The 12,470-nt window shown below is 60.0% G+C and carries 15 protein-coding genes; 7 read left to right on the top strand and 8 right to left on the bottom strand.

Annotated elements, in window-relative coordinates; all coding sequences use genetic code 11:
• Window positions 1–59: 59 nt before the first annotated feature.
• From HX855_RS27320 to HX855_RS27300, 5 genes are all read right to left on the bottom strand, one after another.
• Window positions 60–524 (bottom strand): LTXXQ domain protein, encoded by a 465-nt coding sequence (locus HX855_RS27320; protein ID WP_177090271.1) that lies wholly within the window; start codon window positions 522–524, stop codon window positions 60–62.
• A gap of 269 nt (window positions 525–793) precedes the next feature.
• Window positions 794–1,471 carry a response regulator transcription factor gene (locus tag HX855_RS27315; protein ID WP_177090269.1) on the bottom strand — a complete coding sequence of 226 codons (678 nt, stop codon included), beginning with the start codon at window positions 1,469–1,471 and terminating at the stop codon, window positions 794–796.
• Window positions 1,472–1,478: 7 nt separating this feature from the next.
• Window positions 1,479–1,886, bottom strand: coding sequence for a translation initiation factor 2 (locus tag HX855_RS27310; RefSeq protein ID WP_177090267.1), 408 nt, complete (start codon window positions 1,884–1,886; stop codon window positions 1,479–1,481).
• A 106-nt stretch (window positions 1,887–1,992) separates the two neighbouring features.
• The gene (locus HX855_RS27305; protein WP_177090265.1) at window positions 1,993–2,292 is read right to left on the bottom strand and encodes a YciI family protein; all 300 of its coding nucleotides are present in this window, start codon (window positions 2,290–2,292) and stop codon (window positions 1,993–1,995) included.
• Between the two features lies 1 nt (window position 2,293).
• Window positions 2,294–2,890: a septation protein A gene (locus tag HX855_RS27300; protein WP_177090263.1), complete on the bottom strand. Its 597-nt coding sequence runs from the start codon at window positions 2,888–2,890 to the stop codon at window positions 2,294–2,296.
• 87 nt (window positions 2,891–2,977) lie between these two features.
• On the opposite strand from HX855_RS27300, the gene HX855_RS27295 reads away from it, so the two are divergent.
• From HX855_RS27295 to scpB, 4 genes are all read left to right on the top strand, one after another.
• Complete coding sequence (locus HX855_RS27295; protein WP_177090261.1) at window positions 2,978–3,841, top strand: PHP domain-containing protein; 864 nt, start codon at window positions 2,978–2,980, stop codon at window positions 3,839–3,841.
• Window positions 3,842–3,854: 13 nt separating this feature from the next.
• On the top strand, window positions 3,855–4,484 hold the full coding sequence (locus tag HX855_RS27290; RefSeq protein WP_003220075.1) for an L-threonylcarbamoyladenylate synthase: 630 nt from the start codon (window positions 3,855–3,857) through the stop codon (window positions 4,482–4,484).
• Between the two features lie 120 nt (window positions 4,485–4,604).
• Window positions 4,605–5,303, top strand: a complete 699-nt coding sequence (locus tag HX855_RS27285; RefSeq protein WP_173406103.1) for a ScpA family protein — start codon at window positions 4,605–4,607, stop codon at window positions 5,301–5,303.
• Between the two features lie 12 nt (window positions 5,304–5,315).
• Window positions 5,316–6,275, top strand: a complete 960-nt coding sequence (scpB, locus tag HX855_RS27280; RefSeq protein WP_177090259.1) for an SMC-Scp complex subunit ScpB — start codon at window positions 5,316–5,318, stop codon at window positions 6,273–6,275.
• A 118-nt stretch (window positions 6,276–6,393) separates the two neighbouring features.
• On the opposite strand, the gene HX855_RS27275 is transcribed toward scpB, so the two are convergent.
• Entirely contained in the window at window positions 6,394–7,326 is a 933-nt protein-coding gene (locus HX855_RS27275; protein ID WP_177090257.1) for a transposase, read from the bottom strand.
• A 323-nt stretch (window positions 7,327–7,649) separates the two neighbouring features.
• Between HX855_RS27275 and HX855_RS27270 the strand changes: the two genes are divergently transcribed.
• The gene (locus tag HX855_RS27270) at window positions 7,650–7,841 is read left to right on the top strand and encodes a DUF1289 domain-containing protein (protein WP_177090255.1); all 192 of its coding nucleotides are present in this window, start codon (window positions 7,650–7,652) and stop codon (window positions 7,839–7,841) included.
• 143 nt (window positions 7,842–7,984) lie between these two features.
• Complete coding sequence (gene rluB / locus HX855_RS27265; RefSeq protein ID WP_177090253.1) at window positions 7,985–9,235, top strand: 23S rRNA pseudouridine(2605) synthase RluB; 1,251 nt, start codon at window positions 7,985–7,987, stop codon at window positions 9,233–9,235.
• Between the two features lie 213 nt (window positions 9,236–9,448).
• On the opposite strand, the gene HX855_RS27260 is transcribed toward rluB, so the two are convergent.
• Both HX855_RS27260 and HX855_RS27255 read right to left on the bottom strand, forming a co-directional pair.
• Window positions 9,449–10,408, bottom strand: a complete 960-nt coding sequence (locus HX855_RS27260; protein ID WP_177090251.1) for a leucyl aminopeptidase — start codon at window positions 10,406–10,408, stop codon at window positions 9,449–9,451.
• 77 nt (window positions 10,409–10,485) lie between these two features.
• A complete protein-coding gene (locus HX855_RS27255; RefSeq protein WP_003175756.1) occupies window positions 10,486–10,623 on the bottom strand; it encodes a hypothetical protein in 138 nt (45 codons plus the stop codon).
• 420 nt (window positions 10,624–11,043) lie between these two features.
• On the opposite strand from HX855_RS27255, the gene HX855_RS27250 reads away from it, so the two are divergent.
• Window positions 11,044–12,450 (top strand): amino acid permease, encoded by a 1,407-nt coding sequence (locus tag HX855_RS27250; protein WP_177090249.1) that lies wholly within the window; start codon window positions 11,044–11,046, stop codon window positions 12,448–12,450.
• The last annotated feature ends 20 nt before the right edge of the window (window positions 12,451–12,470 follow it).

Genomic DNA, 12,470 nt, shown 5'->3' with positions numbered 1-12,470 from the left:
CCCTCAAACAGGAAAAGCCCAGCGGCGGTGGCCACTGGGCTGGGAGTGAAGCTAGATCATTATTGCGCTTTTTGCGGCTGCTGGGCTTTCCAGGCCTGGAATTCCTTCCACTCGGCGCGGCGCTCGGCTTGTTTTTTTGCGATCTCGTCGAATTTCTTCTGTTGATCGGGTTTCAGCACGGCACGGATATCCGCCTGGGTTTTCAGCTTGCCGGCAGCCATTTCGTCTTGCATGGCTTTCTGGTCAGCGGCCGGGAGTTTGTCCAGGTACTTCTTGACCAGCTCTTTGCGAGCGTGCCACTGCTGGCCCATCAATTTGCCGATCTGCTGGCGCTGTTCATGGGTCAAGTCAAGCTGGCTGAAAGGGCCACCCTTGCCCCGCATGCCGTGATCGCCGCCGTGGCCAGGGCCGCCCATCATGTGGCCTTCAGGACCGCCCATCGGGCCTGGACCTTCTGGCATTGCCGCCATGGCAACGGTTGGCAGGGCAGCAGCGAACATCAAAGCGATAAGGGTCTTGCGCATGGTGATTCTCCTGTCTCTATTCCGGTGAGTCCGGATGTGAGTAGATTACGGAGAACAAGGTCAGCGGCAGTCAGGGTAGGGTAAAGCTTGGGTAAAGAGGATTTTGGGCGGGGCTGACAAAACTATCCCGGCAGGGAAGATCATGTGTGGGAGCTGTCGAGCCTTGGCGAGGCTGCGATGCAGGCACCGCGGTTTATCCGTTGCACCGAGGTGATGCCATCGCAGCCTCGCCAAGGCTCGACAGCTCCCACAGGGGACAGGTGTTGTGCTTAGAGGCTGTAGTAGTAGCCGCGGCTGCGCAGCGCCACGATCCGTGCCCGGCCATCGGGGTGCGGGCCGATCTTCTTGCGCAGGTTGCTGACGTGCATGTCCAGGCTGCGGTCATACAGGGTCAGCTTGCGGCCCAGGGCGATCTGCGCCAGTTCCTGTTTGTCCAGCGGCTCGCCCGGCTGGCGCAGCAAGGCTTCCAGCAGGCGGCTTTCGGACACGGTCAGGGCAAATTCCTGCTCATCGATAGTGACCACACCCCGCATCGGGCTGAAGCACAGGTCGCCCAGCTCCAGTTGCGTCGATACGGCAGCCGGGTGGCTACGGCGCAATACGGCACGCAGGCGGGCGGTCAGTTCCCGGGGGTCGCAGGGTTTGGCCAGGTAATCGTCGGCGCCCAGCTCCAGGCCGAGGATCCGGTCCAGGGGTTCGCCGCGGGCCGAAAGCATCAGCACCGGCAGCTCCGGGTGGTCGCTGCGCAATTGCTTGAGCAGCTCAAGGCCGCTGCCGTCGGGCAGCATCACGTCGAGCACGACCGCCGCCGGGGCGGCTTCGGCCAATGCCTTGCGTGCGCTCGAGCCGTCATGGCAAGCGCGCACCTGGAAACCTTCCTGGCTCAGCCAACTGGTCAGCAGCTCGCAGAGCTCCTGGTCATCATCTATCAGTAACAGCTCGCTCATGACTCACTCAATTTAGCCATTGTCGACGGCGCCGGTGCCCGCCACTGGCGAAGATCCCGCACAACAGGGCGATCAGCGCGACAGCCCCGCCGGTCACGAACCATTGCTGTTGCTCGGTCAGCCAGCGTGGCAAGGCACTGCCCTGTGCTTCTTTGAGTTGCTGGGCCAGGCGTTGGTTCTCCTGGCGCAGTTTACTCAGTTGAGTACTTTCCCGGGTGGCGTCAGCACTTTGCAATTGCTTGCTCAGTTCATCCCGCTGCCGTTCGCTTTCTTTCAAACGTTGCTGCAAATCGGTGATCTGGCTGCCGGCACTCAAGGACAGGGGCGTGGAATTGCCGGTGTTCGAGGTTTCTTCAGCGTGGGCCGTAGCCCCGATCATTAACACTGCCAACAGACACAACTGACGTAAGCGCATCGGAACTCCTGATTCCACACGAATATTCAGAACGTTGTCGGCAGGTTACCGGGAATAATGAGCGTTTAGGAGTGCGCTGAAGCCAATTGGTTCAGCGCACAACGAATCAAGGCAGGACTTGTTTGAACGGCTTGACCAGCACTTGGGCGTAAACACCGGCCGCCACGTACGGATCAGCGTCGGCCCAGGCTTGTGCCGCCGCCAGGGAGGCGAACTCGACAACCACCAGGCTACCCGTGAAACCGGCTTGCCCCGGGTCGTTGCTGTCCACTGCCGGGTGTGGGCCGGCGAGTACCATACGGCCTTCGGCGTGCAGCTGTTTCAGGCGTTCAAGGTGAGCCGGGCGGGCGGCCAGGCGCTTTTCCAGGGAGTTGGCGACGTCGGTGGAAATGATTGCGTAGAGCATGTCAGTCCTCGGTTTTCGGCGTGGTAGGGTCGGAGTCATGCAGGTGGCGCGACAGGTAGATACCCTGGCCGACCAGGAACAGCACGGTCATGCCCAGGCTGCCGAACACCTTGAAGTCCACCCAGTAGCTCTGGAAGGTAAAGGCGACGAACAGGTTGGCAGCGCCGCAGAACAGGAAAAACACGATCCAGGCGATGTTCAGGCGAACCCAGACAGGGTCCGGCAAGGTCAGGGCGTGGCCCATGATCCGCTTGATCAGCAGACGGTCACCGATGAAGTGGCTGCCGATAAAGGCCAGGGCGAACAGCCAGTTGACCACCGGGGCTTTCCATTTAAGGAAGGTTTCGCTGTGGAAGGCCAGGGTCAGGCTGCCGAAGACGAGGCAGGCGACCAGCGTCAGCCATTGGCTTTTTTCCAGCTTGCGCTGGGAGATGAAGATAGCGCCGTAGACCACCACCGAGCTGATGATCAGCACCGCCGTGGCACTGTAGATGCCACCGACGGTCAGCTCATGGCCGGCAATATCGATTGAGCGTGGGTCGATTTTATAAACGATGAAAAACAGCAACAGCGGGATGAAGTCGATGAATTGTTTCACAGTAAGAGCCAGAAGCTGGATGTGGCGGCATAATAACAAACATCCTTGGTAGCGAAAGCGCCAGCTGACTTGAGGTTACACACTCCCGTGAATGTTGATTTGCACTGCCATAGCACAGCCTCCGACGGCGCCCTGGCGCCCGCGGTCCTGGTTGCGCGTGCGTTTGAAAAAGGCGTGCGAGTCCTGTCGTTGACCGACCACGACACCCTCGAAGGCCTGGCAGAGGCCCGCGAAACGGCGACGGCGTTGGGCATGCAACTGGTCAACGGGGTTGAGTTGTCCTGCACCTGGGGTGGCGCAACCATTCACGTACTGGGCTACGGTTTCGACGTGAACGCGCCGCCGCTGGTGGAGGCCATCGCCCAATTGCACGATGGCCGCTGGCTGCGGTCCGAAGAAATAAGCCGCAAGCTGGCCCTCAAAGGCATGCCCAACGGCCTGGAAGGCGCCCGCGCCATCCAGCAGGAACTGGGCGACAGCGGCAACGCCCCGGCCCGTCCGCACTTTGCCGACTGGATGGTGCGTGAAGGGTTTGTAAAGGATCGCGCCGAAGCGTTCCGCAAATGGCTGGGTGCCGGCAAGCTGGGGGACGTCAAGCAACACTGGCCTACCCTGGAGGACACCGTGGGCACGTTGCGGGCGGCGGGCGCCTGGGTCAGCCTGGCGCATCCCTGGCATTACGATTTCACCCGCAGCAAACGTCGCAAGCTGATTGGCGACTATATTCAAGCGGGCGGTCACGCAATCGAAGTGGTCAACGGGCATCAACCGGCCGAACAGGTGGGTAGCCTGGCGATTCTTGCGCGCGAATTTGGTCTGCTGGTGAGCGCCGGCAGTGATTTTCATGGCCCTGGCGGCTGGTCCGAGATTGGCGAGTACCGTGCCGTCCCGGAAGATTTGCCGCCCCTTTGGTGTCGGTTCAAGCATGAACCCATTATTGCCACCGTCTGAACAGGTAGAACACGTGAGTCAATTCTTCCAGATTCATCCGGAAAACCCCCAGGCGCGCCTGATCAAACAGGCCGTGGAGATCATCCGTGCCGGTGGCGTGGTGATCTACCCTACGGATTCCTCCTACGCTATCGGTTGCCAGATCGGCGACAAGAATGCGGTCGAACGCGTAAGACGCCTGCGTGACCTGGACAAGAACCACAACTTCGCGCTGATTTGCAGCGACTTGTCCCAGCTGGGCCTGTTCGCCAAGGTCGACACCGGCACCTTCCGCCTGCTCAAGGCTCACACGCCGGGGCCTTACACTTTCATCCTCAACGCCACCCGCGAAGTGCCGCGCCTGCTGCTGCACCCGAAAAAACGCACCATCGGCCTGCGGGTGCCGGAACACCCGATCGCCCTGGCGCTGCTGGCCGAACTCGGTGAGCCGCTGATGAGCGTGTCGCTGATCCTGCCGGGGGAAGAAGAGCCGTTGTACGACCCGTATGAAATGCGCCGCCTGCTGGAAAAACACGTCGACCTGATCATCGACGGCGGCTACGGCGGCAACAAGGCCTCCACCGTGATCAACCTGGCCGACGGCGAACCGGAAGTGGTGCGCGTGGGTTGCGGCGACCCGGCACCGTTCATGGTCGAGGCCTGAATGTCGGCCGTGGAAACCGTCGACAGCCAGGCGGGCGCCCAGCAGGAACTGCCATTTGCCATGGTCTACGGCCAGGCCGTGATGGAAATGCCGCTGGACCTGTACATTCCGCCGGACGCCCTGGAAGTCTTCCTCGAAGCCTTTGAAGGCCCGCTGGACTTGCTGCTGTACCTGATCCGCAAGCAGAACATCAACATCCTCGACATCCCGGTGGCGGAAATCACCCGCCAGTACATGGGCTATGTCGAGTTGATGCAGACGGTGCGCCTGGAGCTGGCCGCCGAGTACCTGGTGATGGCCGCGATGCTCGCGGAGATCAAGTCCCGCATGCTGCTGCCGCGCTCGGAAACCATCGAGGCGGAAGAGGACGACCCCCGCGCCGAACTGATCCGCCGCCTGCAGGAATATGAGCGCTTCAAGGCCGCGGCCGAAGGCATCGATGGCCTGAGCCGGGTGGGCCGCGATGTGGTGGTGCCCAAGCTCGACGCCCCGGAAGCCCGGGCGCGCAAGCTGCTGCCGGACGTCAGCCTGGAAGAATTGCTGATGTCCATGGCCGAAGTCCTGCGCCGTGGCGATATGTTTGAAAGCCACCAGGTCAGCCGCGAGGCCCTGTCCACCCGCGAGCGCATGAGTGATGTGCTGGACCGCCTCAAGGGCGGCGGGTTTGTGCCGTTCGTAGAGCTGTTTACCAAAGAAGAAGGGCGCCTGGGGGTCGTGGTGACCTTTATGGCGATCCTTGAACTGGTCAAGGAATCCTTGGTCGAGTTGGTCCAGAATGAGCCTTTTGCGGCTATCCACGTGCGGGCGCGAGCCGAATAAAGAGCTGAATCGATGAATCTGACTGAACCCCGCGAACTGGCCCCGCTGCTGGAGGCCTTTCTCCTGGCCTCGGGCAAGCCGCAATCCCTGGAACGCCTGTTCGAACTGTTTGAAGAAGCCGAGCGCCCTGAGCCGCCGGTGTTCAAAAAGGCCTTGGAGATTCTGCGCAAGTCCTGCGACGGGCGCGCCTTTGAGCTGCGGGAAGTGGCGTCCGGTTACCGCCTGCAAATCCGCGAGAAATTCTCGCCGTGGGTGGGTCGCCTGTGGGAAGAGCGCCCGCAGCGTTATTCCCGGGCGATGCTGGAAACCATGGCACTGATCGCCTATCGCCAGCCGATCACCCGGGGCGAAATCGAAGACGTGCGGGGTGTGGCGGTCAACAGCCATATCGTCAAGACGTTGCTGGAGCGGGAGTGGATTCGCATCGTTGGCTACCGCGACGTGCCCGGCAAGCCGGCGATGTTTGCCACCACCAAAGTCTTTCTCGACCACTTCAACCTGAAAAACCTCGATGATTTGCCGCCGTTGGCCGAGCTGCGGGAGATGGAACCTGACCCGGTACTGGACTTCGACGACGCCCCGGTGCCCGCCGGTTTGCAGGAACTGGCCGACGCCAGCGCCGAGCCGGAAGAGCCGAAGGACGAAACCAGTTTCCATACGCTGTTGCTGGAACTGGACGACATGGAGCAGGGCATCAAGACCGACTTCGACGATTTGCTGCGTGATGGTGCGGTCAGCGATGGGGAACCGGAGCCCGTGCTGCAGCTGAACGTTGAGGTTGGGCCGCCGGTCGAAGATGAACCGGAGCCTGAGCCGGAGCCTGAAGAAGATATCCTCGGTGTCGCTGAAGCCCGTGCAAAACTGCTGGCCGCCGTCGCAGCCCTTGAACAGCCGCCGCTGAGCGACGAAGAGGCCGAAGCCCAGGCATTGGCCGAGGCCATCGAAAACGAGCGCCGCCAATTCGAAGACTGACGCACAACAAAATGTGGGAGCAACTGTCTTGATGGCCATAATTTGGGCATCTTCCTCGAAGACAGCCAACCTCCCACAGCTCCGCGCCGTGTGGCCTTTACAACATGCCGCTGCCGAATCAGGCAGCGTGCACTTTCCATTCAGTCCCATCACGCAGCATCGCGTTTAGCCGTATTAGCAGGACTCGCATGCAGGCGATGAGCGCGACCTTTGCGCATTTGCCTTTGTCACGCAGCGCCTTATAGCGGGCCTGGAACTCAGGCTGATCCCGAATAACAACCCAGCAGGCCATATACAGCGAGCGACGTGCGGCAAATCTTCCGCCGCTAATATGGCGCGCGCCCTTATGTTTCCCACTGTCTTTGTTATACGGAGCAAGACCTGCCAGCGCAGCGATCGGCCGCTTTGCGACTTCACCCAGTTCCGGGAGATAGGCCATAAGACTGGCTGCCGTAACAATCCCGATTCCTTTGACCGAACACAAACGAGCCGTTTTTTCACTGTCCAGCTTCTCGGCGCTTTGACGGATCAGTTGCTCTAGCAATTTCACAGCCTGGTTCAAGTAATCGATATGGCTCTGCAACGCTGGTTTGACTGCATCAGAAGAGGCCGTTTTCAGGCGTCGCTTGTCATCATCTCTCTGATGAATAAAGTTTTCCCGCTGCTGGACCAGCGCTCGAAGCTCATCGTGCTCCGGACTTGTGACGCGGCTGCCGGGTGAATCGATGACCGCTGCAAATTGAGCAAGACACTGCGCGTCTATCGGATCGGTTTTGGCTTGTTGCCCCATCGCCCTGGCGAAGGCTTTGGCCCGGCAGGGATTGATGCGTATGACTTCAAAGTCAGCCGCCTGGAGCGCTTTCATGACGTTTCGCTCATAACCGCCAGTCGCTTCGAGCAAGACGCTCCCGACCTGATGTAGCTTTAACCACCCAATCAGTCCTGGGAAATCACTTTCAGCGTTACGGCAACTCACACCGTGCTCAAGCTGGCTCACCCGAGCCTCTAGACTGTCTTTGGAAACATCAATGCCTGCTGAATAGGAAAACATGGCCAAACCCTCTTACACTCATAAGTGAGAGCGCTCTGGCTTGGCCCACGCTTGTAACTGTTCGAGGTGGGCTCGTTCAACTGTTCGGGCTCATGTCCAGAGCGGAGAGGTGAGTGGCAGCATGGGCTCCCACACGTGCTTTAAGCACTCCGGGCATTCAGCTTGCCACTCACCGCTCTCACCCTCAGCTTAATCCCTGATCAAGACACAAGCGGGCTTGCTCGCGAAGGCGGTGGTTCAGCCATGCATCCGGTGACTGACACACTGCCATCGCGAGCAAGCCCGCTCCCACATTTGGATCTTCGTCAGCAAGGAGAACGCCTATGAGCTCCACCAAAGACCCCTGCATCAGCCTCTGCAAGTTCAACGCCGACATCTGCGTGGGCTGTGGCCGCAACAAGCGCGAGATCCGCGCCTGGAAGAAACTCGACAAGGTCGACAAGCGCACCGTACTCGCCGAAGCCGAGCTGCGCCTGCTGGCGCTGGGTGCCACCGGTCGGCGGAAAGGCCAATGAGCCCCCTCATATCAACTAGTCTCTGATGCGCAACGCTCGCCATGAGCGTATGATTCGCGACCCTTTGGCGATGCGTTCGCCAAACGCCCAGCTTTTACTATCTTCAGGCCAAGCCTGAATCGACACACCGGGAGGTGCTTAAGATGAGTGACCAAGACCAGAAAGACAGCCAGGAAATCGGCCCCGCAGGTGAAAAACTGCAGAAAGTCCTCGCCCGTATCGGCGTAGGCTCGCGCCGCGACGTAGAAGCCTGGATCACCCAGAAGCGCATCAAGGTCAATGGCGCTGAAGCCACCCTTGGCCAGCGCGTCGACCTGCACGATGCAATCACCATTGATGGCAAAGTCATCAAGCGTGAAGAGGCCGCAGAATCCGTGCGCCGCGTCATCATGTACAACAAGCCCGATGGCGAAATCTGCACCCGTGACGACCCGGAAGGCCGTCCAACCGTCTTCGACAAGATGCCGCGCCCTAAAGAAGGCCGCTGGATCAACATCGGTCGTCTCGACATCAACACCACCGGTTTGCTGATGTTCACCACCGACGGTGAGCTGGCCAACCGCCTGATGCACCCTTCCTACGAGATGGACCGTGAGTACGCGGTACGTGTGCGTGGCGAAGTCGATGACGAAATGATCGAGCGCCTCAAGGCTGGCGTCGTGCTGGAAGACGGCCCGGCCAAGTTCACCGACATCAAGCAGGCGCCGGGCGGCGAAGGTTTCAACCATTGGTACCACTGCGTGGTGATGGAAGGCCGTAACCGTGAAGTCCGTCGCCTGTGGGAATCCCAGGGCCTGGTGGTCAGCCGCCTGAAGCGCGTGCGTTTCGGCCCGGTGTTCCTCAACTCCGACCTGCCGATGGGCCGCTGGCGCGAAATGAGCCAGTACGAAGTCGACATCCTGAGTGCTGAAGTCGGCCTGACCCCGGTGGCCATGCCGCAGATGAACGCCAAGAGCAAAGACAAGCTTGAGCGTATGCAGCGTAAATCGTCGCGCCCTGTGGCCCGTACCGACCGCGTTGCCCGCACCCTGCGCCCTGCGCTGGATGCGCCGGCCACTGGGGGTCGCATCTCCCGCGAGCCGCACATCGAAGGTGAGCGTCGTCCTTCGGCACCGGCGCGTCAGGATGGCGAACGTGCTCCGCGCGCGCCGCGTCCAGCGGGTCGTGGTGGTGATGCTCCGACGGGCGGTCGCGGTAACCGTGGCGAGTCTGGCCGTGGTGCACCGGCGACAAGCCGTTCCGACGACAGCGCCAGCACCAAACGCCCAGCCAAGCCATCGCCGAAAAAGCGCCCGGGTTTGAAGCTGGTGGATGACGCGCCATCGGGCAAGCGTCGTGGTGCACCGGCCAGTTCCGGTCAGCGTCCAGGTTTTGGTCGCAAGAAGCCGCAGTGATTCGTTAAGCGCTGCACCAAAAAACGCCAACCCTCGGGTTGGCGTTTTTTTTGGTCTGGATTTGGCGTGCACTCTACACAGCAAACCTGTTTTCCTGTGGGAGCTGGCTTGCCTGCGATGGCATCACCTCGGTATTGCCGGTGGACCGAGTTGCCCGCATCGCAGGCAAGCCAGCTCCCACATTTTTGATCGCCATTGGTTTTGAAGGGCGTGTCAGAACATGAAAGCCCCATCAAACACCGGCTTGTCATCCAGCGCCAACACGCCGCTGGCGAAGATCAGGTCCAGGTGATGGCTGCCTTTCTGCCCGCCACCCAGGCCCAGGTGCAACCCGCAATGGCGCTCTTCAAAGCCGGCATTGCGCGCATACAAATCCTTCACGCCTTCATTGGTGCCGATGCCCAGCTCCTCCACCCGGCGGTTGGACGGGTTGGCATTCAGGTATTTGTTGAAGTCATCCGCCAGCCCCGGCACTTCACTGGCCACGGTGCAGATGGTCGAGTTCTCGATCCACAATTCCAGCGGTGATTGCAGTACGCCGTATTTACGCGCAAAGGGGATGGTGCTGAGGAAGGTGCCCACAAACCGCACCTGGCCGTTGATGGCCTCGCTGTGGGTGGCGATTTCGCCGGGCGCCAGGTCGTGGTTGCCGACGCCGTTGATATTGGTCCACTTCTTGATGCTGCTCATGGGCGCTTCAAGGCGCGAGCCATGTTGGTCGGTGAAACTCAGCACGCTGGCCTGGGACATGCGCCGGATCAGCGTGGCGTTGAGGTCGGCGATCCGCTGTGGGGCGACGCTGAAGGTGTCGTAGAAGTAGTCGCCGTAGTCCTTGAGCAGCAGGGATTTTTTCCAGTGCTCGGCCATCACGCCTTGCAGTGCGCGGATAAAGTCCGGGCCTTCGGCGCGTGGGTTGGGCAAGGTCGAGGAATCGTAGAGAAACAGGTACAGGTCGCAGGCTTCGATGGCCTTGACCAGCGCTTCGCTGGGGGCCTGGTCCAGGCGCTGTACCTGGAAGTCGAAGCGGGCGGCGCTGCCCTGGATGATCGACTGGGTGATGGCGTCGTAGCGTTCTGTATGGCCGAGCAAAATAGTCGGGCGGTGCAGGCCGGCGAGGGCCGGGTGATGGGCGAGGTAGTAGAGAAAATGTTCGACGGCGCGGGCCTTGTCCATGACGTCCTTCCTTCAAAGCCTTCGGTAGGAGCAGTGGCAGGTGCGGCGTCCCGCACCTGCCGGGGTGCCTGATCAGATTAGAAAGGCCACATCGCGGTGCCAAATGGCACAACGGCATCGGCTTGCATCATTTCAACGGCGGCCTCGTGGGTCGGCGCTTCAAACCAATCGTCGAGTTGCAGTTCGGTTTCCAGGTCGTTTTCCAGTGCTTGCATGGTGAATCTCCTAGATGACGTTGTTTGAGAACGAGCTTGCCAGCGGACTGCGCTGGGCAAGTGAGTGAACCTAGAAGAGTGCGTTTGGGAATGCAAAATTTTTATTGACACGGTTTCATTTGGATTTTTTATTCTGTTTTAGTGGCGTTTTGGTTTATCTCGCTGAAACAGGTAGTTGGCTGCGGCCTTTTGTAGGAATCGTCCTGCCGTCAATTTCTGGATCTCTGAAAGAACTTTCCTGATGTCCCACCTATCTGGCGCGCCGCATCCTGTCGGCCCAGACAGGTTTGGCGGTGTACAATGCGCCGCGTTTTACTGTGATCCCACTATTCAGGGCTATCCGCCTTGTTCATTCCGCCAGGCCACAAGCTTGTCGGCTTCGATTTCGTCGCAGATCAAACCTTGCGTGAGACCCTTTCCATGAGTGAAGCCAACTCGCATTCAGGCGAACTGAAGCGCGGCCTGAAAAATCGCCATATTCAACTGATCGCCCTCGGTGGCGCGATTGGCACCGGGCTGTTCCTGGGTTCGGCCGGCGTACTGAAATCCGCCGGGCCGTCGATGATCCTCGGCTATGCCATCTGCGGCTTTATCGCCTTCATGATCATGCGCCAGCTGGGCGAAATGATCGTCGAAGAGCCGGTCGCCGGTTCCTTCAGCCACTTTGCCCACACGTATTGGGGCGGTTTCGCGGGCTTTCTGTCGGGCTGGAACTGCTGGATTTTGTACATCCTGGTGGGGATGTCGGAGCTGACCGCGGTCGGCAAGTACGTGCACTACTGGTGGCCGGAGATCCCGACCTGGGTGTCGGCGGCGGCGTTTTTTGTGCTGATCAACGTGATTAATCTGTCCAACGTCAAGGTCTTCGGCGAGGCCGAGTTCTGGTTTGCGATCATCAAGGTGGTCGCCATTGTCGGCATGATCGCCCTGGGCAGTTACTTGCTGGTGAGCGGTACCGGCGGGCCACAAGCCTCGGTGAGTAACCTGTGGGAACACGGTGGGTTTTTCCCCCATGGTGTGGGTGGTTTGGTGATGGCCATGGCGATCATCATGTTCTCGTTTGGCGGGCTGGAAATGCTCGGGTTTACCGCCGCGGAGGCAGACCAGCCACGCACGGTGATTCCGAAGGCGATCAATCAGGTGATCTATCGGATTCTGATTTTCTACATCGGGGCGTTGGTGGTGCTGTTGTCGTTGACGCCTTGGGACAGCTTGTTGGAGACGCTGAATGCTTCCGGTGATGCCTACAGCGGCAGCCCGTTTGTGCAGGTGTTTTCGATGTTGGGCAGTAACACGGCGGCGCACATTCTCAATTTTGTGGTGCTGACGGCGGCGTTGTCGGTTTACAACAGCGGCACCTACTGCAACAGCCGCATGTTGTTGGGTATGGCCGAGCAAGGGGATGCGCCCCGCGTACTGGCGAAGATTGATAAGCGTGGGGTGCCGGTGAGGGCGATCCTGGCGTCGGCGGCGATAACGCTGGTGGCGGTTTTGTTGAATTATCTGATTCCCCAGCATGCGCTGGAGTTGCTGATGTCGCTGGTGGTGGCGACCCTGGTGATTAACTGGGCGATGATCAGTTTTTCGCATTTCAAGTTCAGGCAGCATATGGATCGGACGGGGCAGGTGCCGTTGTTCAAGGCGCTTTGGTATCCGTATGGGAACTACATCTGCCTGGGGTTTGTGGTGTTTATCCTGGGGGTTATGCTGCTGATTCCGGGGATTCAGGTGTCGGTGTATGCGATTCCGGTTTGGGTGGTGTTTATGTGGGTGTGTTACGTCATCAAGAACAAGCGCAAGGCTCGGGAGGGGGGGGTGTTGAGTTGATGGTGTACATATCCGTTGCT

Origin of the sequence: Pseudomonas sp. IPO3778, from assembly GCF_013386825.1 — a bacterium.
Lineage (GTDB): Bacteria > Pseudomonadota > Gammaproteobacteria > Pseudomonadales > Pseudomonadaceae > Aquipseudomonas.
The sequence above is the reverse complement of the archived record's forward strand: the minus strand, read 5'-3'. Positions and strand labels throughout refer to the sequence as shown.